This window comes from Ensifer sp. Root278 (genome assembly GCF_001429285.1).
Classification (GTDB): Bacteria; Pseudomonadota; Alphaproteobacteria; order Rhizobiales; family Rhizobiaceae; genus Ensifer.
In genome coordinates this window covers 280,178-305,888 of record NZ_LMJJ01000043.1, presented here as the reverse complement: position 1 = coordinate 305,888, position 25,711 = coordinate 280,178, and the positions used below count along the sequence as shown (strand labels likewise).

Below are 25,711 nucleotides of genomic sequence, written 5' to 3'. Positions count from 1 at the left end.
GCCGCCCGCCAGGATGGCAGCGCCTGCAAAGGATCGATCCCGCCATGATCGACTTCTTCATTCACCGGCCGATCTTCGCATCGGCCATCGCGATCATCATGACGCTTGCCGGCGGCATTTGCTATTTCCTGCTGCCGATCTCACAGTTTCCCGATGTGACGCCGCCGCAGATCGTGGTGGCCGCCAATTATCCGGGTGCCAGCGCCCAGGTGGTCGCCGACACGGTGACGACACCGCTCGAACAGCAGATCAACGGCGTGCCGGGCATGCTCTACATGACCTCGACGAGTTCGAACGACGGCTCGTCGCGCATCATCATTTCCTTCGAAGTGGGTTATCCGATCGACGCCGCGGCGCTCGACGTCCAGAACCGCGTCTCCCAGGCGGCCTCGTCGCTTCCCGCGCTCGTCAACCAGACCGGCGTCACCATCGCCAAGCAGATCCCCAATTTCACCGTGCTCGTCAGCCTGGATTCGCCGGACAATTCGGTCGATTTCGCCTCGGTCAGCAATTACGCCTACCTGCAGATTCTCGATCCGCTGAAGCGCCTGCCGGGCGTCGGGGACGTGCAGCTTTTCGGTGAGCGCCGCTATTCGATGCGCGTCTGGCTCGATCCGGATCGCATGGCCAATCTCGGCATCACCGCCGTCGACGTCCAGAACGTCATCGCCGAGCAGAATATCCAGGTCGCAGGCGGCAAGATCGGGCAGTCGCCGGCGCCAGCAGGCACGCCCTTCGAGATGCAGATCAACGCGCTCGGGCGCTTGAGCGATCCCTCGCAGTTCGGTGACATCGTGCTTCGGGCCGACCAGACGACCGGCGCGACAACCAGATTGCGCGACATCGCACGCATCGAACTCGGCGCCCTTCTCTACTCGTCATCGGTCACCTTCAACGGCAAGGAGAGCGTCGTGCTTGCCGTCTTCCAGGCGCCGGGCTCCAACGCGCTCGACCTGCAGAGCCGCGTGCAGGCGAAAATGGACGAGCTGTCGCAGCGCTTCCCCGCCGGCATCGCCTATCACATGTTCTACGACACCACGCGTTTCGTCTCGGCGGCGATGAAGGATGTGGTCTTCACCCTGCTCGAGGCGCTTGCCCTCGTCGTTTTCGTCGTCTTCATCTTCCTGCAGAACCTGCGCACCACCATCATCCCGACGATCGCCATTCCGGTCTCGCTGATCGCGACGCTCGTCGTCATGTATCTCTTCGGCTTCTCGCTCAACATGCTGAGCCTGCTCGGCATGGTGCTTGCCATCGGGCTGGTGGTCGACGACGCGATCGTCGTCGTCGAGAACGTCGAACGCCAGCTCGAGGCCGGCTTGCCGCCGCTTGCCGCCACCAAAAAGGCCATGCAGGAGGTGACCGGCCCGATCATTGCCACGACAGCCGTGCTGCTCGCCGTGTTCATCCCGGTCGCCTTCATTCCGGGCGTCGCCGGCAGCCTTTATAACCAGTTCGCTCTGACGGTTGCGATCTCCGTCGCGTTCTCCGCCTTCAATTCGCTGACGCTCAGCCCGGCCTTGAGCGCCGCGTTCCTTCGCTATCGCGGCGAGCCGCGCTTCGCCCTCTTCCGCTGGTTCAATTCGGGCTTCCATGCGTTGTCGCACGGTTATGCGCGCAGCGTCGCGGGGCTCGTGCGCTGGCGCTGGGCGCTGTTTGCCCTTTTCCTCGTCGCGATCGGGTCCACCTATGCCTTGTGGCAGCGCATTCCGTCGACCTTCCTGCCGGTCGAGGACCAGGGCTATTTCTTCGTCGTCATCCAGCTGCCGGACGGCGCCTCGCTTGAAAGAACCGAGGCCGTTGCGCGGCGATCGGAGGAGATCCTGCGCGGCACCGCCGGCGTCGATTTCGTCGGCTCCGTCGTCGGCTTCAATTTCCTGTCCTTTGCCGCCCAGTCGAATTCCGCCGTGCAGTTCGCCGTCTTGAAGCCATGGGACGAACGTCCCCCCGAACAGGGCGCCTCGGCGCTACGCGAGGCCGTAATGCCGCAACTGCTGCAGATCCCGGATGCGCTGGTGCTTGCCTTCGATCCGCCGTCGATCCAGGGGCTCGGCGCGACAGGCGGCTTCGAATTCCAGGTCGAGGATCTCGGCGGGCGCAGTGCGCAGGCGCTGAGCGACGCGACCCAGGCACTGATTGCCGAGGCGCGCAAGCAGCCGGAGATCAATCCCTACCAGCTCTTCACCACCTTCAGCACCTCGAGCCCGCAATTCGACTATGACCTCGACCGCGACAAGGCGAAGCTGCTGGGCCTGAGCCTGCCGGACATCTTCAGCACGCTGCAGATCTATTTCGGCTCGCTCTATGTCAACGACTTCAACATCTTCGGCCGCACCTTCCGCGTGACGCTGCAGGCCGACCAGGGTGCGCGGGCCTCGGCGACGGATCTTTCCCGCCTCTATGTGCGCAACACCGAAGGCGAAATGGTGCCGCTCAACACGCTCGGAACCTTCAAGCCGACGGTCGGCCCCGAGACCATCACGCACTACAACAATTACCCCTCGGCGCTGATCAACGGCGCGGCAGCGCCCGGCTTCAGCTCGAGCCAGGCGGTGGCGGCGATGGAGCGCGTCGCCCGCACGACGCTGCCGCGGGACTACACATTCGAGTGGACCGGCATTACCTATCAGGAGATCCGCGCAGGCTCGATCGCCGCGCTCGTCTTTGCGCTCGCGCTCGTTTTCTGCTTCCTGATCCTGGCCGCCCAGTACGAAAGCTGGTCGATGCCGTTTATGGTGCTGCTTTCGGTGCCGCTCGCGCTTTTGGGGGCGCTTTCGGCGCTATGGCTGCGCGGACTGCAGATCGACGTCTATTCGCAGATCGGTTTCGTGATGCTGGTAGGACTTGCCGCCAAGAACGCCATCCTGATCGTCGAGTTCGCAAGACGACGACGCGAGGAGGGTCTCGACGTGGTCGCGGCCGCAGCGGAAGCGGCGCGCCTGCGCCTGCGGCCGATCCTGATGACAGCCTTTGCCTTCATCCTCGGTGTGCTGCCGCTGATGTATGCCAGAGGCGCGGGTGCGGCGAGCCGCCAGTCGATCGGCACCACCGTCTTCGGCGGCATGTTGGCAGCGACCATTCTCACACTCATCTTCGTCCCGGTGTTCTACGCGGTCATCGAGCAATGGCGCGAGCGTACGTCCTCGAAGCCGTTCGGCCAGAGCCGCGAGCCGGAGGCGGCGGAATAGGAATTGGAGCCTGACATGCGTGGTTCGAGACTGGTCCTTGCCGCAGCGGTCGCGATCGCCGCCCTCGCTGCAGCCTATCACTACAAGAACGGCGGCTTTGAGCTGAAAGGCGGAGACGCCGGCGCGGCGGTGGGTCCGCCGCAGCAGGCGATGCCCGTTCCGGTCGCGGCGGTGGTCAAGAAGACGATCCCGATCTATCTCGACTATTCGGCGCGCACCGAGGCGATCCGCAACGTCACGCTTCGCGCCAAGATCACCGGCTACATCGAATCGCAGGCGGCTCCCGACGGTTCGGATGTGAAGGAAGGCGACCTTCTCTACCGGATCGACGCCCGCGACTATCGCGCAGAACTCGATCAGGCGAAGGCCCAGGTCGAGCGCGACCAGGCATCGCTTGCCTATCTTCAGTCCAACCTCACGCGCGGCAACGAGCTCGCGACCACGGGCTATCTGGACAAGGACAGTTTCGACCAGCGCCAGAGCGCCGTGCATCAGGCGGAAGCGGCGCTGGCGATGTCGCGAGCGGCGGTGCGCACGGCCGAGATCAACTTCGACTACACCGAAATACGAGCGCCCTTCGCCGGCCGGCTTGGCCGCAACCAGGCTTCTGAGGGAACGCTCGTCAGCAATACCACCGGAACGCCCCTCAATAACCTCGTGCAGCTTTCGCCGATCTATGTCTCGTTCAACCCGAGCGAAACGGAACTCGCCGACATCCAAAAGGCTCGGGCAAAGGGCAAGGTGGAGGCCGAAGTGCTTCTTCCCGGCGACGAGGAGCCGCGCTATCGGGGCGACCTCAGCTTCATCAACAATACGGTCGAGGGCAATACCGGAACGGTCATCGCGCGCGTGACGATCGACAATACCGATCTGACCCTGCTACCTGGCCAATATGTCCGCGTGCGGCTGAAAGTCCGCGACGAACCAAATGTGCTGATGGTGCCGGAAACGGCACTCGGCTCGAGCCAGCTCGGCAAATACATCTATGTCGTCGGCAAGGGCGACACGGTCGAGCAGCGGCTGGTCACCCTCGGCCCGACAAGCGGCGACCTCATCGGCCTGACGTCAGGCGTTGCGGAGGGCGATCAGGTGATCGCGGGAAACCTGCAGAAGATTTTCCCCGGCGCGCCGGTCAAGCCGATGCCCGCCGAGCAGGCACAGAAGTAGGCGTTCTCTAGCAACCCCGGAGCATCCTTCCAAAAAGATCGCTACGCTCGCATCAGGATCGGGAAGATCATTCCAAACGCGATGACCGCGATTGCCGCAAATTGCAGAGGCGCCGGTATTTCGCCGAGCGCCACCATGCCGACCAAGGCGGTGGTCACCGGAATGAACGGCATGAACAGCGAAGCCGGCTGCGGCCCAAGCTGGCGCACCACGAAGGTGTAGAGGACGACGGCAGCGGCACCGGCAAGGAACCCCTGGATCACCAGCTGCGTTGCGATTTCCGCCAGCGACGTGGCCCCGAGCCCGCTCGGCGCCAGGATGTGCAGCAGCGGCAGAGGCAGACAGGAAAAGAAGACCACGGCGATGGTCGCCGTGACCGCATCGACCGACCAGAGCCTCACTAGCACCGCATAAACCGCGAACATGATGCCCGAACCTGCAAAAAGAAGATCGCCGCGCAAGGTGTCGCCGGAACCGATGCCTGCGTGAAAGACGAACAGCGCGAGCCCCGCCATGATCACGGCAATGCCGATCACCCGTTGGCCGGAAACCCTGTCCCTGAACGCGATGCGCGAGAACAGGAACGAAAAGAAGACGATAAAGGCGGGAGAGAGGGCCGCGGCATGGGCGGCCGGCGCCTGGGTGAGCCCCTGATTGATGATCAGTGGATAGGGTAGCCCCGTCAGCAGGGCCAGCAAACCAGCCTTCCGCCAGCCGAGTGCCCTCAGCCTCGCAGCCCCGGTCTTCCAAACCACCGGCAGGAAGGCGAAAGCAGCGCCCGCAAACCGCAAACTGACGATATCGGCGGCGGTCAGATGTTCGCGCAGGCTGAAGCGGGCGGCAACGAACTGGATAGTGGTGATCGCAACGAAGACCACGCCCGCCAGGATCGCCAACCTCTTGCTTCCGGCCTCTTGCTCGACCAACAGAACACGCACGCTTGCCTCCATGACGACGAGATCGGTCCGGCCAGAAACGGTTATCGGACTGCGGAAGCGGCATGCTATTGCTCGAATGAGCGTGTCTAAATATATTAATTTCGCAGAATCTGAGTGAAATGCACTCTATCGAGGATCAGTTTGCGTGAATCAGGAAATTGCAGGTCTCGACACCATCGATCGCAACCTGCTGAGGCTGCTCCAGGAAGACGGCCGGCGCACGACGCTTGAACTGGCGAACCGGGTGGGGCTCTCGCCGACCGGCACCAGCCAGCGCGTCAAGCGCCTCTTCCGCGAGGGTTATGTGAAAGCGGTGCGAGCAATCCTCGATCCGAAGAAGATCGGCCGGGGAACCGTCGTCTTCATTCAGGTGCGCCTCGACCACACGGCGCCGCATATCTTCGAGCGGTTCTCCGAGGCCATCGCAAAGGCACCGGAGGTTCTCGAATGCCACATGGTGATCGGCGGCTTCGACTATCTCGTAAAGGCGCGGATTGGCGACATGTCGCTATTCCAGGACTTTCTCGAACGGGTGATATTGCCGCTTCCCGGCGTCAGAGAGACGCACACCTACGCGTCGGTCGGGGACGTGAAGCCGGATGCGCTCCTGCCGATCTAAGCAATCAGGAGAGGTCGTCAGCTGCTGCTGCCGTCACGGCCGAGCCAGGGATCGGGCCCGGGATCGCGCCCGGACGCGACTTGCCCCAACCGTTCCAGATAATGCGCCCAGCCTTCCGCATGGCCGGCGCATTGCTCGGAATTGGGCAATCCCGTGTGGGTGAGACGCAGCAAGGTTCCATCCGGCTGTTCGATCAGGTCGATCTCGATCAGGCTGGAGCCGGGCGGGACGATGTCACTGCCCTCCCAGCCGAAGCTGTAGGCGAGCCGATGCACCGGCACCACCTCACGAAAAGACCCACGGGCGAAACGCGCTCCGGTTACGTTGACGAGATAGAGACCGCCGGGCTCCGCCTTGGTGTCGGCCTCCGTTCCCATCCAGCGGAGGATCTTTTCCGGATCGGTCAGGAGAGCGAACACCGCGGCGGGCGGCGCCTGAATACGCGTTTCGCGGCGGACGACGAGGGCTTCTTGCATCGGTCTTCCCTTTGCTGTTTGGCCTGCCCGCCGGTTCAGGAGAGGTGAAGCACGGAACCCGGGCTGCCGCGATCATAGACCCGCGTGCCGTTTGGCGCCACCTTGCAGGCCAGCCCCTTGCCGGAACGAGCCCCGGCTCTATCCTCTTCGCCATGGATTTGTCCGCACCCCTCGCCTGGCTCGTGGATGAAGCGAGCGCCTCGCCCGATCCGGACCGGTTCCTGTCCGGGCTTGGACGCCTGCTTGTCGCCGACGACCTGCCGCTTGCCGGCGGTGCGCTCACTCTGGCCGTGCCGCATCCGATCATCGCCCGCCGCACCTGGCTATGGCGGGCCGAGACTGGCGTCGTGATCGAGAGCCTGGGCTTCGCGGGCGCGGTATCCGATCGGGCAGGACATGACTGGCTGGCCGGTCTCGGGCCGGTGCTTGAACAATCGACCAGTTCGGGGACGGACCGGGCGAGGCTCGGCTGGGCCGGAACCCGGCCTTTCGACCCGGCAGAAACCGCTAGGCTTCGTCAGGTCGCACGCTTCGCCGTCGCTCCCTTGGTGGCACTCGCCGAGCGGGCAGCGCTCGCCGCCCTGCTCGAAGCCTATCTCGGCCGTCGCAGTGCCGCCCGCGTCCGAGCCGGGGAGCTGACCCGCGGCACCGGCGAGACCATTCGCGCCGCATTGTTCTACGCCGATCTTCGCAATTTCACGGGTTTGTCCGAAACAACGGAGCCCGCTTTGGTGATTGCGGCCCTCGACGCCTGGTTCGATCGGGTGGCCGGCGCGATCCACGCCTTCGGCGGCGAGGTGCTGAAATTCATCGGCGACGGCGTCCTGGCGATCTTTCCGGTCAGTGGTTCGCCGACCGAGGCGTGTGACGCGGCCTTGCGCGCGGTGACCGCCGCCCGCGCCGGCATGGCGCATCTCGATGCTGCAAGGCAGGCCGAGGGTCTGCCGCCGCTCTCCTTCGGCGTGGCGCTGCATCTCGGCGACATTCTCTGGGGCAATATCGGCGCAGCCGACCGGCTCGATTTCACCGCCATCGGCGCGGCGGTGAACCTCGTCAGCCGCCTGGAAGGCCTGTGTCGGCCGCTTGGCCGGTCCGTATTGATCTCAGGCGCCGTCGCCAACGTCACGACGACGCCGCTCCTACCCCTCGGCGATCATAAATTGCGTGGGATCGCAGCGCCCTGCACCGTCTTCACCCTGCCGGATGCCTGAGGGCACTCCGGCCAAAGGTCAGAGCGTGACCGGCAACAGCTGATCCGGCGAGACCTGACGTCCAGTCTTGGCGCGCTGCCGTGGCGAGCGGCCCATGATGCGCTTGAACGCGGTGCTGAAGGCGGCTTCGGAGGCGTAGCCGACGGATTGCGCGACCGTCGCCACAGACTGGCCACCATCCTGTAGCTTTCGCTCCGCCAGCCGCATGCGCCATTCGGCGAGATAGCTGAGCGGAGCAATGCCCGCGACGGCCTTGAAATAGGTGGCAAAGGCAGTGCGCGACATGGCCGCAGCGCGGGCCAGTTCCGGCAGATGCCAGTTGCGTGTCGGGTCGCCATGCATCAGTGAGAGCGCCGGCGCCAGCTTCGGATCGCATGCGGCGCGCAGCCAGCCGACATCGACGCCACGCTCCCGTGACAGATAGCCCCTGAGGATCTGCAGGAACATCAGATGGGCAAGGCCCGAGCACGCGGCATCTGCACCGGGCGCTGCGGCCATGGTTTCCTGCACCAGCTCGCGGATGAGCCATTGCAACTGATCCACCCCGGCATCATCGCGGCGCAGGTGAATGACCGGCGGCAGATTGTCGATGAGCAGGCGGCTGCTTGTGGTGCCGAGGTCGATATGGCCACCCATGAACAGGAAGTCGTCCCCCTGCCCGAGGGACGCCATGCGCTTGCCTTCGGTATAGAGCTCATAGGCATCAACGGGAGAAATTCCATCTGCGCTGGCGATCGTGAACGGAGCCGGCGCCGACAGCAGCACGACATCGCCACAATCAAGCTGAAGCGGATCGCCGAGGCCATCGACAGCAAGCAGGCAGGCGCCGCGGGCAATGGCGAAGAACTTGATCTTCTCCGGCGGCGGAAAGCGGATTGCCCAATCGCCGCCGGCACTGAAGCCGCCGGCATAAACCGCGCGGGCTTCGATCAGCGACAGGATGGAGGAAAGCGGATCCTGGTCCATTTCTGAACTATGGCGAAAGGACTACGGATTATCAAGCATTCATAATTCAGTTGATGATGGATATCTCCAGGGGGCATCAACTGGAGACCCCACCATGTCCACTTTGCAACAGCCCATCAACTCCGGCTTCACCGCTGCCTCGACCACAGCGGATGTCGTCCGCGGCATCGACCTCAAGGACAAGATCGCCATCGTCACCGGCGGCTATTCCGGCCTCGGCCTTGAAACGGTACGCACATTTGCGCAGGCAGGCGCCAAGGTGATCGTGCCGGCCCGCGACGTCGACCGCGCCCGCAAGGCCATCGGCGCGGTGGCCGCGGGCGTCGAAGTCCGGCCAATGAACCTTGTCGACCCCGCCTCGATCGACGCCTTCGCCGATGATTTCCTGGCCTCCGGGCTGCCGCTCCATATCCTCGTCAACAGCGCCGGCATCATGGCCGTCGAAGAATTGAAACGCGACGCTCGCGGCAACGAGCTGCAGTTCTCCACCAACCATCTCGGCCATTTCCGGCTGGTTGCGCGGCTCTGGCCGGCGCTGAAGCGCGCGCAGGGCGCCCGCGTCGTTTCCGTCTCGTCGGCCGGGCACCGCTTCTCGCCCGTGGTGTTCGACGACATCAATTTCGAGCGCCGCGCCTACGATCCGTGGCTGGCCTATGGCCAGTCGAAGACGGCGAATATGATCTTTGCCACCGCGCTCGACGCGCGCGGCAAGGAGGATGGCATCCGTGCCCTCTCCGTGCACCCGGGCGGCATCGTCGGAACCGGGCTCACCCGCCACATGTCGGTCGAGACGCTGCAGGCGCACGGCGCGCTGGACGATAAGGGCGAACCGATCCTCGACCCGTCGCGTGACCTGAAAACCCCGGAGCAAGGGGCGGCCACCCAGGTCTGGTGCGCCACCAGCCCACAGCTCGACGGCAAGGGCGGCGTGTTCTGCATGGACTGCGAAATTGCCCCACTGCTTCCCAGCGACACGCCCTGGTCGATCGCACGCAATACGTCGTCCGCCCGCATTGCCGGCGTCGAGGCCTATGCCGTCGACCGGGAGGCCGCCGAGCGGCTTTGGGCCGTCAGTGAGGAGATGACCGGCGTTCGGCTAGGCGCCTGAGCCTCCTCGTCGCAGCCGCTCAAGCCTCCATTAAGATTTCGGTCACCATCTATACTTGACGGATAGATGGTGATCGACATATATTCTCTTTGTCGCATTTGCCTGATGGGAGCAGACAATGAGAGTAAGCCGGGCACAGGCGGAGGAAAACCGCCGAACGGTCATCGAGGTCGCAAGTCGCCTCTTTCGCGAGAGAGGCTTCGACGGCATCGGTCTGAACGACCTGATGAAGGGCGCCGGCCTGACCCAAGGCGGTTTCTACAAGCAATTCGAATCCAAGGACGACCTCATCGCTCAGGCTTCTTCCAAGGCGCTGGAGAGCGGCGTGGCGAACTGGGCTAGGGTCGTCTCCAAGGCGGCCGGTAAGCCGCTTCGCGCCCTGCTCCGCTTTTACCTGTCGGATGCGCATCGCCACGAAAAGGCCGACGGATGCGCGCTGGCCGCGCTCGCACCGGAAGCCGCCCGCCGCAGCCCAGCTTTGCGCCAGGCTTTCGAGGCCGGCATCAACAGTCATCTCGACATTCTCGATGGGGTGGTTCCACCCGAACCAGGCAAGGAAGTGCGTGACCAATCGATCGTCGCGCTCTCGACCATGGTCGGTGCGCTGGTGCTTTCGCGCGCAGTCGATGACGAGCAACTCTCGAACCGGTTCCTGAAGGCGGCGGCCGAGAGCTTGCTTGCCGACGAAGGGGCGTCGCAGGCGTCGCCACTGCAGTAGCAGGCAAAGATCCCCCACGAAACGTTCAGGGTTTCCCTCCAGCCGGAAAGGACCGGACCATGTCCAGCACATCCGACCCCATCGTCATCGTATCGGCGGTGCGCACGCCGCTTGGCCGCTTCCTCGGCGATCTTGCGCCGGCCCAGGCGAGCGCGCTCGGCGCCCACGTCATCCGTGCCGCACTTGAACGGGCACACCTCTCACCCGATCGCCCGGACGAGGTGCTGATGGGCTGCGTGCTTCCCGCTGGCCAGGGACAGGCCCCGGCCCGGCAGGCAGCCCGCGGCGCGGGTCTGCCCGATGCCGTCGGCGCCACCACGATCAACAAGGTCTGCGGTTCCGGCATGAAGGCGACCATGCTGGCGCATGATCTCATTCTTGCCGGATCGATCGATGTCGCGGTCGCCGGCGGCATGGAGTCGATGTCGAACGCGCCCTATCTGCTCCCCAAGGCACGAGCCGGCTATCGCGTCGGGCATGACCGGATCTTCGACCACATGATGCTCGACGGGTTGGAAGATGCCTATGAGCCCGGCCGACCGATGGGCGATTTCGGCGAGGCAGCGGCCGAAGCCTATGGGTTTACCCGTGCCGATCAGGACTCCTATGCGGTCGAAACGCTGACACGCGCCCGCACCGCGATCGAAACTGGGGCCTTTGCCGACGAGATCGCGCCGATCACCGTCGCGGCCAGGGGCGGAGACACGGTCATCGATACCGACGAGCACCCGCGGAAGGTGTCGCCCGAAAAGATCCCGAACCTGAAGCCCGCCTTTCGCGCCAATGGCACGATCACGGCCGCTAGCGCGTCGGCCAATGCGGATGGTGCGGCGGCGCTCGTCCTGACCCGCCGCTCGATTGCCGAGCGCGAAGGCATGCCGATCCTCGCCGAAATCAAGGCGCATGCGACGCACAGTCAGGAACCCGCCTGGTACACGACGGCACCTATTCCTGCGATCCGCAAGCTGCTGGAAAAGACCGGCTGGAGTGTCGATGACGTTGATCTCTTCGAAATCAACGAAGCCTTCGCCGTGGTGGCTATGGCCGCCGCCAAGGATCTCAGCATCGCCCGCGACCGGCTGAACGTCAACGGCGGCGCCTGCGCGCTCGGCCATCCGATCGGTGCGACCGGCGCGCGGCTGATCGTGACCCTGCTTCACGCCTTGGCGCGGCGGGGTCTTTCGCGCGGCGTCGCTGCCCTGTGCATCGGCGGCGGCGAAGCCACCGCGATCGCCATCGAGCGTCCTCGCTGAGGACCATGCACAGGAGAGAGGTCATCCGTGCTGCGGCCGTTCGCGCCTTGCGGCTCGGATCCGCGAGCAATGGCAGGAACAACACGAGCGGCTTTCCGTTCGGATTGCGTAACCCAGGTCAGGAGAACCGATGCGTCGCATCGTCGTAACGGGAATGGGGGCGATCAGCCCTTTGGCAGCGGGCGTAGAGGCAAGCTGGTCGCGGCTTCTTGCCGGAAACTCGGGGCTTCGCCGTCTGCCGGAAGAGGTCGTCGCCGAACTCGGCAGCAAGATCGGCGGGACGGTGCCTACCCCTGCGGACGACGCAACGGCTGGCTTCGATCCCGACCGGATCATCCCGCCGAAGGACCAGCGCAAGATGGATCGCTTCATCCTGTTGGCGTTGGCCGCGGCGGAAGAGGCAATTGAGCAAGCGGGTTGGAATCCCGCGACCGCGATCGAACAGCAGCGCACGGCCACGGTGATCGCGTCCGGCATTGGCGGCTTCCCGGCAATCTCGGAGGCGGTCCGCACGGTCGATCAGCGCGGCGTACGGCGGCTCTCGCCCTTCACGGTGCCATCCTTTCTCGTGAACCTCGCCGCCGGCCAGGTTTCGATCCGTCACGGTTTCAAGGGGCCGATCGGCGCGCCGGTGACCGCTTGCGCCGCAGGCGTCCAGGCGATCGGCGACGCGGCCCGGCTGATCCGCGCGCAAGAGGCGGATATTGCGATCTGCGGCGGGGCGGAAGCCTGCATCAACACCATCAGCCTCGGCGGTTTTGCCGCTGCCCGTTCCCTGTCGACGGGTTTCAACGAGACGCCCGATCGCGCTTCACGGCCCTTCGATGTCGATCGTGACGGCTTCGTCATGGGGGAGGGCGCAGGCATCGTCGTGATCGAGGCGCTCGAGCATGCATTGGCGCGCGGCGCCACACCGATCGCCGAACTCGTCGGATATGGCACCACGGCCGATGCCCACCACATCACCTCAGGCCCGGAGGATGGTGCAGGCGCCCGGCGGGCGATGGAAATCGCCATCGCCCAGGCCGACATTCGGCCAAGCGATATTCGCCATCTCAATGCTCATGCGACCTCAACGCCGGTCGGCGACAAGGGCGAAATCGAGGCGATCAAGTCGGTCTTTGGCCGCAACGGCGAAATCGCCGTCAGCGCGACGAAATCCGCAACCGGGCATTTGCTGGGTGCAGCGGGCGGTCTGGAGGCGATCTTTACCGTGCTCGCCCTGCGCGACCAGATCGCGCCGCCGACGCTCAATCTCGAAACGCCGGATCCGGCTGCGGACGGTATCGACTTTGTCTCGGGCGCGGCACGGAAGCTGTCGCTCGACTATGCCATCTCCAACGGCTTCGGGTTCGGTGGCGTCAATGCCAGCGTTGTCTTCCGGCGTTGGGCGGAGTGACGAGGCGCGGCATTCGCTGGCCGCTCACAGACGCGGAAAGACGGTCGCGCGCTTGACCGTGCCATAGGCAAAGCTGGTATCGATCGCAGCAATGCCCTCGATATTGTGCAGTTGCGTGCGGACGAACTGCTCGTAGTCCTTGAGGCTCGTCACCAGGACCCGCAGCAGGTAGTCGGCTTCGCCGGTCATGACGTAACAATCCTGGATGTTGTCGATCGTTCTCACCTTGCGCTCGAAGGCAGCGACGGAAGCCTCGGAATGGCGCTCAAGCCGGATGCGGACGAAAGCCGTGATCGGCAGACCATAGGCTTCCTCGTCGACGATCGCCGTATAGCCCTTGATGATCTTCGCCTCCTCAAGCAGGCGCAGCCGTCTGAGGCACGGAGACGGAGACAGCGCGACCTTCTCGGAGAGATCCTGATTGGAAAGGCGGCCGTCCTTCTGCAGCGCCCAGATGATCTGCATGTCCTTTTCGTCCATTCGCCCCTCCCCGATGGCAGATTCTGCCAAACTCTATGCAAACGGCGAGTGAAATAGCAAGATATCGACTGCGCGAGAAGCATATCATGTGAGCCATCCTAGCGATGAGGCCCCGCATGACCGACGTGACGTCAGATTTTCAGCAATCGAGAAGCGGATGGCTGACACCGGCGACAGTCGGCTACATCGTGCTGTCCATCGTCGTGCTGGTCTGGGCGGGCTTCGCGCTGACCATGCGGGCGATCGGGGCCTCGCCGCTTGCCACCGTCGACGTCGCCCTCATTCGCTTCGCGATCCCGATCCTCGCCCTGCTGCCGGCCATCCCCCAGCGCCTTTCCGCACTTCGCAAGGTCAGGCCAATGGATGCGGCCCTCGTCTTGCTCGGCGGCGTACCGTTCTTCTTCATCGTCTCGGAAGGTGCCAAAGCAACCTCCGCGGCCTATGTTGGCGCACTCGTTGCCGGAACGACGCCGCTATCCGTTGCCTTGCTCGTCCTTCTGCTTGAGCGAAAGGGCGTGCCGAGGAAGCGCTGGCTGCCGCTCGCCCTGATCCTTGCCGGCGTCATCGGCATCGTTGCCGGACAGCAGTATGCGGTGACGACCGAAACCCTCCGCGGCGTCGGCCTGCTGCTTGTCGCGAGCCTCATCTGGGGCGCCTATACGATCGGGCTGCGCCGCACCGGAGTGGATGCGATCAGCAACGGACTGCTGCTCTCCATCGGCTCGCTCGTCATCCTCCTCCCCCTGCTCCTGACCGGCGCCGTCACCACGCATATCGGGCAATTTTCCTGGCACCAGGCGTTGCCCTTCATTCTGGTGCAGGGGCTCGGTGTCGGCCTCGTCTCGACCGTCGGCTACGCCTTCGCGATCTCGCGGCTCGGCGCTGCTAGGAGCGCGACGATCGGCTCGCTCGCGCCGGCGCTCGCAAGCCTGATGGCCATTCCGATCCTTGGCGAGGCGCTCGCGTTAGCGACCGCCATCGGCATCCTCGTCATCACCACGGGCGTGATCCTGGCAAACCGCCACTAGTTTCAAGAACGATAGGGAACCCAGTATGCTCGCCGCTCTGCCAATCGCCGAACCCGATCCGTTGTGGGCACTCATCAGCTCGTTCCGGCAGGATCGTCGCACCGACAAGATCGACCTCGTCGTCGGCGTCTATCGCGATGCTTCGGGCCAAACACCGGTGATGCAGGCCGTGCAGGATGCGGAAGCGAGTCTCGCCGCCGCCGCCGCGTCCAAGTCCTACAGGGCACTCTCCGGGAACCCGGCATTCAACGACGGGATGTCCAGGCTCCTTCTCGGTGAAGGCGCCGAGGCGCTCAACCGCCAGTGTACGATCCAGACGGTTGGCGGCACTGGCGCGCTCCGGATCCTCGCGGATTTCATCGCGCTCGTCTCGCCGCACGCGACGATCTGGAACACCAATCCCGGCTATGTGAACCACCGCCCGATCATGACGGCCGCGGGCCTCGCCGTACGGGCTTTCCGCTGGCAGGAGAACGAGGCTGGCCTCGATCTCGACGCCGTCGTCGCGGATTTTGGGGAGGCCCGCCAGGGAGACGTCGTTCTCCTCCACGGCTGCTGCCACAATCCGACCGGCATCGATCCGACGCCGGAGCGGTGGCGGCTGCTTGCCAAACTCTGCAAAGACAAGGGGCTGATACCGCTGATCGACATGGCCTACCAGGGCTTCGGCGACGGGATCGAAGAGGACGCCGTGGGCCTGCGGCATTTCGCTCAAGAACTCGACACGGTGCTCGTCGCGGCAAGCTGCTCCAAGAACATGGGTCTCTATTGCGAACGTACCGGCGCGGCGATGGTGATCGCGCCTGACCGGGACCTGCTCGCCAACATTCGCGCCACGCTGGAGCGGATCACCCGGGCCAACTACTCCATGCCGCCGGAGCACGGCGCCGCGATTGCCGCGCGCCTCTTCGAAAACCCCGGGATGTGGCTTGCCGAACTGGAGGCGAGCCGCCGCCGCGTAGCCGAGATCCGCAGCGGCCTCGCCGATGCGCTCGCAGGATGCGGCGCCCCGGAGAAATTCCAGGTGTTGCGCCGGCAAAAAGGCATGTTCTCGCTGCTACCGCTCGACCAGCGCCAGATGAACCGGCTCCGCGAGGACTTCGGCGTCTACGGAACGGCGAACGGACGCATCAACATCGCCGGTCTACTGCCGCGCGACGTCGAGCGCCTGGCCGATGCGCTCCGGGCAGTTTCAAGCTCTCCGTCCTTCGTCCGCGCCGCTAAAGCCAGCGCCTGACGCGCGTCTTGTAGGCCCGATAGACGTCACCGAACTTGCGCTCGAGATAGGCCTCCTCACGCGCCACCACGCCATAGCGGATGACGAGGTAGAAGGGGACCAGCAGGATCAGCAGCCACAGGCTGTCGAAGGCGATGGAAAAGCCGATCAGGCCGAGGAACATCCCGGTATAGATGGGATTGCGGGTGAAGCGGTAGGGACCCGCTTCGACGATCGTTGACGTCGGGCGGTTGACCGGTATGTCGGTTCCTGCACGGCCGAAGGTCATCGCTGCCCAGACGAGCAGCGCGAGGCCGGCCAGAAACACGAGGCCGCCAACCAACGCGTCAGGCACCATCTCCGGCACGAACGGCAACGGGTAAAGCCGGTCGAGCACGAGGCCGCCACCGACGGCCAGCACCCACGCGATCGGCGGGTGCACCACCGCGCCGGAGCTGTCAGGCGCATTTCCGGTCGTCTCGTTCATCCGATCAATCCTTGCCTGTTTCGCGCGCACATGGCGCGGGCTTGGCATTTTACCGGAAGCGAGGCATTTGCGAAAATCGTTCGAAACGGTATGTGAACTGGAGGTCATCGGCCGCGCGGGTCTATGATCCGGACATTGCTGTAACAGGACGAAACACATGAAAGCACGCGTCAAATGGGTGGAAGACCGGACCTTCGTCGGAGAGTCCGGAAGCGGCCACAAGGTCGTTTTGGGAACCGCCTTCGGTGAGGAAGGCCGCACGCCGGGTCCGAGCCCGATGGAATTGGTGCTGATCGGCACCGGCGGCTGCTCGGCCTTTGATGTCGTGCACATCCTGGAAAAGGGTCGCGAGCCGGTCGAGGATTGCGTCGTCGAACTCGATGCGGACCGCGCCGAGACGGAACCGCGCGTCTTTACCCGCATCCACATGCATTTCATCGTCAAGGGACGCGGACTGGCGGTCAACAAAGTCGAACGCGCCATCTCGCTCTCGATCGAAAAATACTGCTCGGCCTCGGCCATGCTCGCCAAGACCGCGACGATCACGCATGATTTCGAAGTGGTCGACACCAGCGCCGGCTGAGACCAGATCCGCCTCTCGCATCTCCAACGGTGCGCGCGGCGTCAACGAACGTGCTCAGGGCGCGATCGTTATCGGCGCGCCGGCTGAAACAGTTCGACGACATTTCCGGAGGGGTCGATCAAAAGGATCTGCGCCCCTCCGGGACCGGTGACGATGTCGTTGCGAAACCTGACGCCGGCGCCGCGCAGCCGCTCTACCTCGGCGTTGAGGTCATCGACGATGAGATGGATGCGGTTCCAGCCGCCAGGCCCCGGCGTCTCGCCATCCGGCATCGGCCTGCCCGCCGAGCTCGTCGGCCCGCTGAGCAGGAGCCGCAACGCTCCGCGCTGGACATCCGCGAAGGCCGGCGCATAGTTCGACAGAACCGAAAAGCCGAGATGGGTGGTGTACCAGGCGATCGCCGCCTCGACGTCGTCGACCATGTAGCGGACGTTGACTGTTTCCGACATTGCGTATCCTCCAACTGAACACGGCCGAGGCGGCGCCCTCGCGACAACCAGACCTCATTCCGGCAGTTCCGCCAGCCGCAGCCCTTCAACGTATCGCGCGAGCAGCGCCTTGTCCCGATAGGGAGTGCGAGAACTGTATCGCTCGATCGAGAATTCCGGATTGAGTTTTAAGAGTTCGGCCGCGGCGCGGCGCGCTTCCTCCAAACGGCCGAGTTGCGCGTAGGTCGCCGCGAGCAATCGGTAGGCCGATCCAAGCTCGGCCATCTTTTCCAGCAGCGCCAGCGCTTCGCTATATTGCCCGGAGAGGTATTTGCTGGCCGCGATATTCCAGAAATACCAGTCCGGGCGACTGGGGTTCAGCCGCAATGCCAGTTCGCCGATCCTGATCGCGTCTTCAAGAAGACCGAGATAGCCGAGGGCATCGCAATATTCTGCGAGGAGATCGCAGTTGTTGGGTGCCAATTCGCGGCCGCGTTCATAACAACCGATTGCCCGATCGGCCTCTCCCCTCCACAGATGGACGACGCCAAGCGCCCAGTGAATGTCGGCGTCATAGGGGCTGAGCTCCAGAGCCTTGCTTGCCGAGGCGAAAGCGCTGGCGAGCGTCGCCTCCATATCAACGCGCTCGTTCCACTTCAGCTTGCGTATCTCCAGCCAGGCGAGCCCGAGATATCCGCGCGCATAAGCCGGATCGGCGTCAATCGCTGCCAGGAACATCTCCTTCGCCAACCTGATCTCATCCGGTTTCAGGCTCTTTTCAATGTGCCGGCCGCGCAGATAGAAATCGTAAGCGCTCGAACCTTTGAGCGGTTCGGCGAGAACCCTGTATCGTTCGGCTTCTTCGATCTTGACGTTCAGGGCCGCCGGAATGGAACGGGACAGTTCGTCCTGGACGTCGAACATGTCGATCAGGTCGAAATCGTATTTCTCCGCCCAGATGTGTTCGCCAGTGGCGTTCGTCAGGTTGGCATTGACCCTGACGCGGTCGCCAACGCGCCTGACGCTGCCTTCAAGCGAGTAGCAGGCGGCTGCATGGTGTTGCGGTTCGACACGTGGCGCCCGAACAATCACGTTCAAGCCGGAGAAGCGCGACAATGCCGCGACGACATCCTGCGTTATGCCGGCAGCGAAATACTCCCGGTCGGGATTGCCGCTCAGATTCGCAAAGCGCGACACATGGAGAAGAGTCCGGCCCGATTTGACCGGGGGATTTTCTCGAACCTCTTGTGATGGCGGCGCCATCAGCACGGCGGGCCCGGACCCGGCGTCGTCGATGAAGACATTGTAGATGTGGACGGGGCGGCCGATGTTCTTCAATGCCTGCGCGCCCGTATCTTCGAAGCGGATGCCCAGGCGACCGCCCAAGGTGTCGTAGACCGAGGAGGAGACGGATACCCCACCCGGTTTGGCGAGGCCCTCGATGCGCGCCGCCACATTGACGCCGTCGCCATAGACGTCGCCATCTTCAAACAGCATGTCACCGATATTGATCCCGATGCGAAATTCCATCCGGCGATCCGGGCGTATGCCGGCGTTTCTGCTCCGCATTCCCCGCTGGATCTCGACCGCGCAGAGAACTGCGTCTTCCACAGCACGGAACTCCACCAGCATACCGTCGCCGATGAGCTTGACGATGCGCCCATGATGCGCGGCGACCTCGACGTCCCAAAGCTCCCGTCGATGAGCCATCAGGGCCGCAAGCGTACCCTTCTCGTCGAGCTCCATCAGCCGGCTATAGCCGGCCACGTCCGCGGCCATGATGACGGATAGCTTTTGTTCCATCGGCGCCCCCGGCTCCTGCAACCATATGGATAGCACATCCGGGCGCCCGGGGCACCGATAGAGCAGTCGCCCGACGGCAATGATCCCTTGGGGGAGTGTCTTAACCGCCAGGCCGCCGGGCCGCTCAATCCCGGTAGAAGTTGCGCCGCCAGTGGTGGGCGCTCAGCTTTGCACGTTGAGCGTCCGGCAAGCCGAGGCCGTCGCCGATAGCGCAGTTGCGCTCGACATTGCGGACCGAGCGCATGCCGGGAATGACGGTCGATACGGCTGGGTGGCTAAGAACGAAGCGCAGTGCCGTTTCGGCAAGCGCGTCGGGCGCGATCTCCAGGTCTTCGACGATCTTCTGCGTGCGTTCCTCGACCTCGCGCTTGCGCTCGCCGCGGAAATAGGTCTCGCGAAAATCGCCCTCGGGGAAGACGGTGTCAGCGCGAATCTGGCCGGTCAGGCCGCCTTCGTCCAGGGCCACGCGGACGATGACGCCGACATTGTGCTCGAGGCAGGCAGGCAGCAGCTTTTCCTCTGGCGCCTGTTCGAAGATATTGTAGATCACCTGCACGCTGTCGACCACGCCGCTTTCGATCAGCCTCAGTGCGTTGTCCGGTTCGTAGTCGTTGATCGAGACGCCGAAGAAACGGATCTTGCCGTCGCGCTTCAGTCGCTCGACCGCCTCCAGCCAGTCGCCGCGACCGACCCACTCATCCGACCAGACATGGAACTGCTGCACGTCGATCGTCTCGACGCCGAGATTGCGCAGGCTCGTCTCGGTACAGGCGATCACATGATCGGCCGGAAAGGTCTGCTCGGCCGGCGTGCCGGCGTGGGCAGGCCATTGCATGTTCTTCGGCGGGATCTTGGTGGCGACATGGATCGTCTCCGACCGCTCGCGCAGCAAAGCCCCGATCAGCTTCTCGCTGTGGCCCTGGCCGTAGCCAAGCGCGGTATCGATGAAGTTGAGGCCGAGATCGACGGCGCGATTGAGGGCGCGGGCGGACTCGTCATCGGTCGCTCCCCGCCAATGGCTCTTGCCGATGCCCCAGGCACCATAACCGATTTCGGATACGCGAAGGCCGCTACGGCCGAAGGTTCTGTAGTGCATGATGATCTCGCTGGCGTTGGAATGAGGCGGGATGTCGCCGGTAATCTAGGGTTCGGCCTTTGGTCGTCAACCGTGGCGGCGTTGCAGAGATAGGGTGACTTCCAGTCACACAACACTCGTTGCCGCGCTACGTAAGAAACCAGAAGAAGACTGCCGACAGGAAGATAAAGGCAAACACCAGCCCCATGAACTGTCGCATGGCTTCGCTGGTATTATCGCCGAGCACGGCCAACCAGACCGGCCCGCCGGCGCCATCTTCGTCGCGCATGGCCTGGGCGGAAAGCAGCTTGCCGATCTTCGTCGCGGGACGGCTGTAGTCGTGTGGAGGCGGTTGGCGGCTGCGATCGGGTACAGGGGTGGCTGCAAGGTCCGGCGCTACCAGGCCGCCGTCGCCCGCGTCGACGATCTGCTCACGCTGCACTTCAGCGACCAGTCGGCTGCCTGTATCGTCACTTTCCGCCCGGCGGAGACGTCCCGCGCCATGGTGGAACGCCCACCGCGGCGATTTCTGCTCCACATTGGATTTCAAGTGCCGGATCGACATTGGAACCTCCCGGAGGTTCAACTATCTAGCCGGCACTTTGTTCCGCAGAGTTGGGGCGTGTCATCATCCGCCGTCGCGTCAGGTCCATGCTGCGCAAGCTGGCGTCCCATCCGGTGAAAACAAAAGAGCCCGCCGCGGGAGGAGCGGCAGGCTCTTAGAAAACCGATCAGCAACCTTGGGAGGAGGAGTGGCGCTGATCTCGCAAACGACCTTTGGGAGGAGGAGAAGGTCGTTTACCTGTCGAAGCTTTGCGGGAGGAGGTGCATCGCTTCGATGATCTGAATATACAGCGATCGCGCCGAAATCGTAGATGGGATTTCGCAAGCCAGCCATGCGTCCGGCGCGCAACACGATGCCTGGCCCCCGCGCCTCAGAGGGACACTTCCCCTCGTTCATCACGCCATTTCGATTTTACTCCGCCAAGCGCGACCATTAGGCTTCCCCGAAACCTGATGGGAGAGAGACCAATGAAAAGCGGACTTGCAGCTCTCGCATTCGTCCTGGCCTGCTCCGGAGCGGCCCATGCCCAGGACACCAGCATGAGTTTCTTCGTCACCAGCGTGAACCCAGGAAAGGGCGGCGATCTTGGCGGGCTTACGGGCGCAGACGCCTATTGCGACACCCTGGCAAAGGCGGCCGGCTCGACCGGCAAGACGTGGAAAGCCTATCTGTCCACCGACGCCGAAAATGCCAAGGACCGGATCGGCAAGGGGCCATGGTACAACGCCAAGGGCGAGAAGATCGCCGACGACGTGGCCTCGCTCCATAGCGACAAGAACAACCTCACCAAACAGACCGCGCTCAATGAAAAAGGCGAGGTCATCAACGGGCGTGGCGACACACCCAACCGTCATGACATCCTGACCGGCTCGAAGGCGGATGGCACTGCGGCACCCGATACCTGCGGCAACTGGACGATGGGCGGCGCCGACGGCGCGGCGATCGTCGGCCACAGCGACCGCACGGGCCCGAACGATTCCGCCGAAGCCAAATCCTGGAACTCGTCGCACACGACGCGGGGAGGCTGCACCATCGAAGCTTTCAAGGGTACGGGCGGCGAAGGCCTCTTCTATTGCTTCGCCGCGAACTGAAGCCTTGCGGGAGAACCAATGTAACCTTCCCTCCCAGATCATTTCAGATCTCGGGCAGTCGGCAAGGCAGAACGCGAAGGCCTCGGTCAGTTTTCCATGAAGGCGCGGGCCATGCTGTCGCGGATCGGCTTGGTAAGATAGTCGAAGAAGGTCCGTTCAGCGGTCTGGATCAGGATTTCCGCCGGCATGCCCGGCGTCACGGCAAAGTTATGCACCCTTGCAAGCTCGCTCGTCGGCAGGCTGATGCGGGCGACGTAGACCTCGCGCGTCCCCTCCTGAGTCTGCACCGGCAGGGCATCGGCCGATACATAGAAGACCTGGCCGTTCAGCACGGGCGTCGTGCGCTGGTTGAGAGCCGTCAACCGTACGGTTGCCTTCTCGCCGACCTTGATGTTGTCGATCTCGGTGCGCAGCACCTGGGCCTCGATGATCAGCGGCACGTCAGCCGGCAGGATCTCCATGATCGGCTTGCCGCTTTCGATAACGCCGCCGGACGTGTGGTAGTGCATCCTGATCACCGTACCGGTCACCGGCGCGTTGATCGTGGCGCGGCGAAGAACGTTGGTGGCCCCGCGCAGCTGTTCGCGCACCGTGTCCAGTTCAGCCTCTGCCTTCTGCAAGTCGTCCTGCGCCGCCTCGCGGTAACTCTGTTCGGTCTGGTTGACCTGCTGTTCCTGCTTGAGCATCTGGGAGCCCGTTTCGGAGACTTCGGACATCAGCCTGCCGATCTGACCTTCTGCGTCGGCGATTGCCCGCTGGATGGTCTTGATCTCCGTCTTGCGGATCAGGTCTTTCGCAAGCAGCGTCTTCTTGCCTTCATATTCCTCCTGCAGCAGCCGGCGCTGCTCCCGAACCGACTTCAGCTGCTCCGAGAAGCCTTGCGACCGGAATTCCAGGCTCTCGATGTTGCGTTTCAGCAAGCCGAGATCGCTTTCCAGCTTGCTTCTCCAGGTCTGGAAGCTGAGTTGCTGGCTTTGCACGATCGGGCCGATCTCCGGGTCATTTTTCAGGTGCGGGGTCAGGATATCGGGCAAGACGATCTCTTTCAGACCGTGCGTCTGCGCATTGAGGCGGGCGACGATCGCCTCCAGCCGTGCCCGCCGCAGAAAGAACTGGCGCTCATTGGCGAGCGCCGCCGTTTCGTCCAGCAGCACCAACGGCTGGTCGACAGTCACGTGATCGCCCTCGCTGACCAGGATGTCCTTGATGATCCCCCCTTCGAAATGCTGGATCACCTTGTTTTGGCCGGTTGCGACAAAGCTCCCTTGAGCGATGATGGCCGCGGCCAGCGGCGCAGTAACGGCCCAAAAGCCGAACCCGCCGAATGTGATCGCTATCAGCACGACGCCGATCAGTGTGTGTTGCCAGATCGAGCGCGGAACCTCCGCGTACCACGTCAGGTCCTGTACTTTGGCTATGTCCGTCATAGAGCTATGTCCGTCCTGGTCGCTTACGGAAGCTGCGTTTGGTCGAGCGGGTTGCCTTCGGTGTTCACCCCACGGGCAGCGAGCGCCTTGAGGACGTCCTGCCGGTGGCCGAAGAGCGCGACCGTGCCGTTCACCAGGAGCAGCACCTTGTCCACGCTGTTGAGAAGGGCGGGCCGCTGGGTGATGGTGACGACGGTGATCTTCTCGCGCTTTGCATGCGTGAGTGCTCGGGTCAGCGCCGCCTCGCCCGACGTGTCCAGATTGGAATTCGGCTCATCCAGCACCACTATGCGCGGATTGCCGAAGAAGGCACGGGCAAGCGCCACGCGCTGCTTCTGGCCACCCGACAAGGGCGAACCGTCAGCGGCAACGACCGTCTCATATCCATGCGGCAGCATGGCGATCATGTCGTGCACGTCAGCGAGCTTGGCGGCGGCATAGATGTCCGCGTCCGTGGCATCCTCGCGCATGCGGGCAATGTTGGCCTTGATCGTGCCCGGGAAGAGCTGCACATCCTGCGGCAGATAGCCGATGCTCTCACCAAACTGACGCTGATCCCAGTTCCTCAGATCCATCAGGTCGAGCCGGACGTTGCCGGAGGTCGGCAGGATCGAACCGACGAGCATCTTACCGAGCGTCGTCTTGCCGGCGCCGGAACTGCCAATCACCGCGAGGGAATCGCCCGGTTCGAGCGCGAAGGTGATGCCGTTCAGCACGACACGCTTGGTGCCCTGCGGGACGAAGAGCAGGCGTTCGACATCGAGCCGCCCCTCTGGCCGCGGCAGCTTCAGCCGTTCGAAGTTCAACGGCGACGTCTGCAGCAGCGAGGAGATGCGTCCATAGGCGGCGCGGGCCTGGATGACCTGGTGCCAACCTTCGATCGCCGCCTCGATCGGACCGAGCGCGCGGCCGGCGATGATCGAGGCGCAGATGACCATACCGCCGGTCAGATGACCGTGGAGCGCGAGATTGGCGCCCCAGCCGAGCATCGTCACCTGGGTGAGAAGGCGCACAGCCTTGGAAAGCGACGCAAAGGCGATGTTGCGGTCCTGCGCCAGCACCTGGGCCTTGAGCGAACCGGCCATGTCCTTGCCCCAGATTTGCACGGCCTCCGGGATCATCGCCAGCGCATTGATGATCTGCGAATTACGCGACATCGAATCGAGATGCAGGTTGGCTTTCGTCTGGTAGTTGGTGGCTTCACCGAAGCCTCGCGCGGTCGCCTTCTGGTTTATCAGCGTGATGATCAGAAGCAGAAAGGCCGATGTGAGCACGATCGCGCCGAGATGGGGGTGGATGAGGAACACCGCCAGCACGAAGAAAGGGGCGATCGGCGCATCGAGAAAGGAAAGCAGCGTGCCCGAAACCAGGAAGGAGCGCAGCTGCTGCAAATCCCCGAGCGTCTGATACTCGCGCCCATTGCTATGAAGGGATGCCCTCGCGGCCGCGCTCAGGATCGGTGCGCCGAGCTGAGCGGCGACTTCGACCGCCGTCCGCATGAGGATCATGCGGCGAATACCGTCGAAGATCGTCTGCAGCACCACGGCGCCGACGATCAGGGCCGTCAGCATCACCAGCGTGTCGAGCGACCGGCTGGTCAGCACCCGGTCCGAGATCTGGAACAGATAGACCGGTATCGCCAGAACGAGCACGTTGGTCGCGATTGTGAACACCATCACGATCATCAGATTCTGACGGATCGCCTTGAGGCCAGCCTTGAGGCTCGCGGAAAAATCGACGGGTCCGAGGCGTTTATGAAAGACGCCACCACCGCCGCCGCCACCATTGCCGCTGGACGAGCCACCGCCCTTGCCGGGCGATCGCGCCTCGGCCTTGATGGGTCCGCGATCGCCATCGATCACGACCATGCCGGGCGGCGAGCTCCTCTCCTTCATCTCGGCCGTCGGCCAGATAACCGGCCGCTCGGCACGCGGTTCCGGCTTTTGCTCGTCCTGAGACGGCTGCCGTTCCACCGACATCCGATCGCGCAAGGCGGACAGGGTCTCCGTCTTCGCCGGTGTCTCGTTTTTCGGATGCGTCTCGACCTTGGAAGGGGTCTCGGCTCTGGGGGGCCAGGGCCGCGGCGTAAAGCTGGCAGCCTCTGCGGTGCCCGTTGGCGCGGGCGGGGACTTTGCTGTCGCGGATGCGGTATTTGTCGGCGGGGGGGTAATGTCGATGGGCGCGGGCGTGACGCTCGCGACCCTGGCGCCCGGTCCCGGAAGCGGGACTGCTGCCTTATTGGCCCAGTTCTCGTTTTCGTTGGAGCCGTTTGCTGCCGCTCTTCGAAGTTGGTCCGCCACCCCGTCGATCTCCTTTACAGCGCGATCCAGACTGTATTCCTGTTGGTCAAGCTGGCGGATCAATTGCCGCCGGACGGCCTCTGCATCGGGCTTTTCCGGTTGCCGTCCCCCTTCTGCGGCGCCGGGCGAAGCCACGCCACCGCCCTCTGTAGACGCTTGCCAGGGGTTGCCACGGTCGGTCATGT

The 25,711-nt window shown here is 63.9% G+C and carries 23 protein-coding genes; 12 read left to right on the top strand and 11 right to left on the bottom strand.

Annotated features, from left to right (window positions below; all coding sequences use genetic code 11):
- Window positions 1-44 precede the first annotated feature (44 nt).
- Together ASE60_RS30615 and ASE60_RS30610 are read left to right on the top strand one after the other, a co-directional pair.
- Window positions 45-3,188, top strand: a complete 3,144-nt coding sequence (locus ASE60_RS30615; protein WP_057255358.1) for a multidrug efflux RND transporter permease subunit — start codon at window positions 45-47, stop codon at window positions 3,186-3,188.
- Window positions 3,189-3,203: 15 nt separating this feature from the next.
- Window positions 3,204-4,355 carry an efflux RND transporter periplasmic adaptor subunit gene (locus ASE60_RS30610; protein ID WP_057255357.1) on the top strand — a complete coding sequence of 384 codons (1,152 nt, stop codon included), beginning with the start codon at window positions 3,204-3,206 and terminating at the stop codon, window positions 4,353-4,355.
- 41 nt (window positions 4,356-4,396) lie between these two features.
- Here ASE60_RS30610 and ASE60_RS30605 read toward each other — a convergent pair whose 3' ends face one another.
- Window positions 4,397-5,293 (bottom strand): DMT family transporter, encoded by an 897-nt coding sequence (locus ASE60_RS30605; protein ID WP_244495738.1) that lies wholly within the window; start codon window positions 5,291-5,293, stop codon window positions 4,397-4,399.
- A 157-nt stretch (window positions 5,294-5,450) separates the two neighbouring features.
- Here ASE60_RS30605 and ASE60_RS30600 point away from each other — a divergent pair, with 157 nt between their 5' ends.
- On the top strand, window positions 5,451-5,912 hold the full coding sequence (locus tag ASE60_RS30600) for an Lrp/AsnC ligand binding domain-containing protein (RefSeq protein ID WP_112996526.1): 462 nt from the start codon (window positions 5,451-5,453) through the stop codon (window positions 5,910-5,912).
- Window positions 5,913-5,929: 17 nt separating this feature from the next.
- On the opposite strand, the gene ASE60_RS30595 is transcribed toward ASE60_RS30600, so the two are convergent.
- Window positions 5,930-6,388 carry an SRPBCC family protein gene (locus ASE60_RS30595; RefSeq protein WP_057255354.1) on the bottom strand — a complete coding sequence of 153 codons (459 nt, stop codon included), beginning with the start codon at window positions 6,386-6,388 and terminating at the stop codon, window positions 5,930-5,932.
- Between the two features lie 152 nt (window positions 6,389-6,540).
- Here ASE60_RS30595 and ASE60_RS30590 point away from each other — a divergent pair, with 152 nt between their 5' ends.
- Window positions 6,541-7,599, top strand: coding sequence for an adenylate/guanylate cyclase domain-containing protein (locus ASE60_RS30590; protein ID WP_057255353.1), 1,059 nt, complete (start codon window positions 6,541-6,543; stop codon window positions 7,597-7,599).
- An 18-nt stretch (window positions 7,600-7,617) separates the two neighbouring features.
- On the opposite strand, the gene ASE60_RS30585 is transcribed toward ASE60_RS30590, so the two are convergent.
- Complete coding sequence (locus ASE60_RS30585) at window positions 7,618-8,565, bottom strand: AraC family transcriptional regulator (RefSeq protein WP_057255352.1); 948 nt, start codon at window positions 8,563-8,565, stop codon at window positions 7,618-7,620.
- Window positions 8,566-8,659: 94 nt separating this feature from the next.
- Here ASE60_RS30585 and ASE60_RS30580 point away from each other — a divergent pair, with 94 nt between their 5' ends.
- The 4 genes from ASE60_RS30580 to fabF all read left to right on the top strand — a co-directional run bounded on the left by ASE60_RS30580 (window position 8,660) and on the right by fabF (window position 13,043).
- Complete coding sequence (locus tag ASE60_RS30580; RefSeq protein ID WP_057255351.1) at window positions 8,660-9,673, top strand: oxidoreductase; 1,014 nt, start codon at window positions 8,660-8,662, stop codon at window positions 9,671-9,673.
- A gap of 118 nt (window positions 9,674-9,791) precedes the next feature.
- Window positions 9,792-10,391 carry a TetR/AcrR family transcriptional regulator gene (locus ASE60_RS30575; protein WP_057255350.1) on the top strand — a complete coding sequence of 200 codons (600 nt, stop codon included), beginning with the start codon at window positions 9,792-9,794 and terminating at the stop codon, window positions 10,389-10,391.
- Window positions 10,392-10,450: 59 nt separating this feature from the next.
- On the top strand, window positions 10,451-11,644 hold the full coding sequence (locus tag ASE60_RS30570) for an acetyl-CoA C-acyltransferase (RefSeq protein ID WP_057255349.1): 1,194 nt from the start codon (window positions 10,451-10,453) through the stop codon (window positions 11,642-11,644).
- A 130-nt stretch (window positions 11,645-11,774) separates the two neighbouring features.
- Window positions 11,775-13,043, top strand: coding sequence for a beta-ketoacyl-ACP synthase II (fabF, locus tag ASE60_RS30565; protein WP_057255348.1), 1,269 nt, complete (start codon window positions 11,775-11,777; stop codon window positions 13,041-13,043).
- A gap of 24 nt (window positions 13,044-13,067) precedes the next feature.
- Here the strand turns inward: fabF and ASE60_RS30560 are convergent, their stop codons facing one another.
- On the bottom strand, window positions 13,068-13,523 hold the full coding sequence (locus ASE60_RS30560; RefSeq protein ID WP_057255347.1) for an Lrp/AsnC family transcriptional regulator: 456 nt from the start codon (window positions 13,521-13,523) through the stop codon (window positions 13,068-13,070).
- A 116-nt stretch (window positions 13,524-13,639) separates the two neighbouring features.
- On the opposite strand from ASE60_RS30560, the gene ASE60_RS30555 reads away from it, so the two are divergent.
- Together ASE60_RS30555 and ASE60_RS30550 are read left to right on the top strand one after the other, a co-directional pair.
- Window positions 13,640-14,551 (top strand): DMT family transporter, encoded by a 912-nt coding sequence (locus tag ASE60_RS30555; protein WP_057255346.1) that lies wholly within the window; start codon window positions 13,640-13,642, stop codon window positions 14,549-14,551.
- Between the two features lie 25 nt (window positions 14,552-14,576).
- Window positions 14,577-15,788, top strand: a complete 1,212-nt coding sequence (locus ASE60_RS30550) for an aromatic amino acid transaminase (protein WP_057255345.1) — start codon at window positions 14,577-14,579, stop codon at window positions 15,786-15,788.
- Here ASE60_RS30550 and ASE60_RS30545 read toward each other — a convergent pair.
- On the bottom strand, window positions 15,772-16,254 hold the full coding sequence (locus tag ASE60_RS30545) for an isoprenylcysteine carboxylmethyltransferase family protein (RefSeq protein ID WP_057255344.1): 483 nt from the start codon (window positions 16,252-16,254) through the stop codon (window positions 15,772-15,774). The genes ASE60_RS30550 and ASE60_RS30545 overlap by 17 nt on opposite strands.
- 157 nt (window positions 16,255-16,411) lie before the next feature.
- Here ASE60_RS30545 and ASE60_RS30540 point away from each other — a divergent pair, with 157 nt between their 5' ends.
- Entirely contained in the window at window positions 16,412-16,837 is a 426-nt protein-coding gene (locus tag ASE60_RS30540) for an OsmC family protein (RefSeq protein ID WP_057255343.1), read from the top strand.
- Window positions 16,838-16,905: 68 nt separating this feature from the next.
- Here the strand turns inward: ASE60_RS30540 and ASE60_RS30535 are convergent, their stop codons facing one another.
- The 4 genes from ASE60_RS30535 to ASE60_RS30520 all read right to left on the bottom strand — a co-directional run bounded on the left by ASE60_RS30535 (window position 16,906) and on the right by ASE60_RS30520 (window position 20,708).
- Entirely contained in the window at window positions 16,906-17,286 is a 381-nt protein-coding gene (locus ASE60_RS30535) for a VOC family protein (RefSeq protein ID WP_057255342.1), read from the bottom strand.
- Between the two features lie 54 nt (window positions 17,287-17,340).
- A complete protein-coding gene (locus tag ASE60_RS30530) occupies window positions 17,341-19,068 on the bottom strand; it encodes an adenylate/guanylate cyclase domain-containing protein (protein ID WP_057255341.1) in 1,728 nt (575 codons plus the stop codon).
- Window positions 19,069-19,192: 124 nt separating this feature from the next.
- A complete protein-coding gene (locus ASE60_RS30525; RefSeq protein WP_057255340.1) occupies window positions 19,193-20,164 on the bottom strand; it encodes an aldo/keto reductase in 972 nt (323 codons plus the stop codon).
- A 127-nt stretch (window positions 20,165-20,291) separates the two neighbouring features.
- Window positions 20,292-20,708, bottom strand: coding sequence for a hypothetical protein (locus tag ASE60_RS30520; protein ID WP_057255339.1), 417 nt, complete (start codon window positions 20,706-20,708; stop codon window positions 20,292-20,294).
- A gap of 467 nt (window positions 20,709-21,175) precedes the next feature.
- Between ASE60_RS30520 and ASE60_RS30515 the strand changes: the two genes are divergently transcribed.
- Window positions 21,176-21,799 carry a hypothetical protein gene (locus ASE60_RS30515; protein ID WP_057255338.1) on the top strand — a complete coding sequence of 208 codons (624 nt, stop codon included), beginning with the start codon at window positions 21,176-21,178 and terminating at the stop codon, window positions 21,797-21,799.
- A gap of 86 nt (window positions 21,800-21,885) precedes the next feature.
- Here ASE60_RS30515 and ASE60_RS30510 read toward each other — a convergent pair whose 3' ends face one another.
- Both ASE60_RS30510 and ASE60_RS30505 read right to left on the bottom strand, forming a co-directional pair.
- The gene (locus tag ASE60_RS30510) at window positions 21,886-23,226 is read right to left on the bottom strand and encodes an HlyD family type I secretion periplasmic adaptor subunit (protein WP_057255337.1); all 1,341 of its coding nucleotides are present in this window, start codon (window positions 23,224-23,226) and stop codon (window positions 21,886-21,888) included.
- 23 nt (window positions 23,227-23,249) lie between these two features.
- A complete protein-coding gene (locus ASE60_RS30505; protein ID WP_057255336.1) occupies window positions 23,250-25,709 on the bottom strand; it encodes a type I secretion system permease/ATPase in 2,460 nt (819 codons plus the stop codon).
- Window positions 25,710-25,711: the final 2 nt, after the last annotated feature.

Coding starts and splice junctions, on each gene's coding strand:
- ASE60_RS30615 (WP_057255358.1), top strand. CDS start 45: ATGATCGACTTCTTCATTCACCGGCCGATCTTCGCATCGGCCATCGCG.
- ASE60_RS30610 (WP_057255357.1), top strand. CDS start 3,204: ATGCGTGGTTCGAGACTGGTCCTTGCCGCAGCGGTCGCGATCGCCGCC.
- ASE60_RS30595 (WP_057255354.1), bottom strand. CDS start 6,388: ATGCAAGAAGCCCTCGTCGTCCGCCGCGAAACGCGTATTCAGGCGCCG.
- ASE60_RS30590 (WP_057255353.1), top strand. CDS start 6,541: ATGGATTTGTCCGCACCCCTCGCCTGGCTCGTGGATGAAGCGAGCGCC.
- ASE60_RS30585 (WP_057255352.1), bottom strand. CDS start 8,565: ATGGACCAGGATCCGCTTTCCTCCATCCTGTCGCTGATCGAAGCCCGC.
- ASE60_RS30580 (WP_057255351.1), top strand. CDS start 8,660: ATGTCCACTTTGCAACAGCCCATCAACTCCGGCTTCACCGCTGCCTCG.
- ASE60_RS30575 (WP_057255350.1), top strand. CDS start 9,792: ATGAGAGTAAGCCGGGCACAGGCGGAGGAAAACCGCCGAACGGTCATC.
- ASE60_RS30570 (WP_057255349.1), top strand. CDS start 10,451: ATGTCCAGCACATCCGACCCCATCGTCATCGTATCGGCGGTGCGCACG.
- fabF (WP_057255348.1), top strand. CDS start 11,775: ATGCGTCGCATCGTCGTAACGGGAATGGGGGCGATCAGCCCTTTGGCA.
- ASE60_RS30560 (WP_057255347.1), bottom strand. CDS start 13,523: ATGGACGAAAAGGACATGCAGATCATCTGGGCGCTGCAGAAGGACGGC.
- ASE60_RS30555 (WP_057255346.1), top strand. CDS start 13,640: ATGACCGACGTGACGTCAGATTTTCAGCAATCGAGAAGCGGATGGCTG.
- ASE60_RS30550 (WP_057255345.1), top strand. CDS start 14,577: ATGCTCGCCGCTCTGCCAATCGCCGAACCCGATCCGTTGTGGGCACTC.
- ASE60_RS30545 (WP_057255344.1), bottom strand. CDS start 16,254: ATGAACGAGACGACCGGAAATGCGCCTGACAGCTCCGGCGCGGTGGTG.
- ASE60_RS30540 (WP_057255343.1), top strand. CDS start 16,412: ATGAAAGCACGCGTCAAATGGGTGGAAGACCGGACCTTCGTCGGAGAG.
- ASE60_RS30535 (WP_057255342.1), bottom strand. CDS start 17,286: ATGTCGGAAACAGTCAACGTCCGCTACATGGTCGACGACGTCGAGGCG.
- ASE60_RS30530 (WP_057255341.1), bottom strand. CDS start 19,068: ATGGAACAAAAGCTATCCGTCATCATGGCCGCGGACGTGGCCGGCTAT.
- ASE60_RS30525 (WP_057255340.1), bottom strand. CDS start 20,164: ATGCACTACAGAACCTTCGGCCGTAGCGGCCTTCGCGTATCCGAAATC.
- ASE60_RS30520 (WP_057255339.1), bottom strand. CDS start 20,708: ATGTCGATCCGGCACTTGAAATCCAATGTGGAGCAGAAATCGCCGCGG.
- ASE60_RS30515 (WP_057255338.1), top strand. CDS start 21,176: ATGAAAAGCGGACTTGCAGCTCTCGCATTCGTCCTGGCCTGCTCCGGA.
- ASE60_RS30510 (WP_057255337.1), bottom strand. CDS start 23,226: ATGACGGACATAGCCAAAGTACAGGACCTGACGTGGTACGCGGAGGTT.
- ASE60_RS30505 (WP_057255336.1), bottom strand. CDS start 25,709: ATGACCGACCGTGGCAACCCCTGGCAAGCGTCTACAGAGGGCGGTGGC.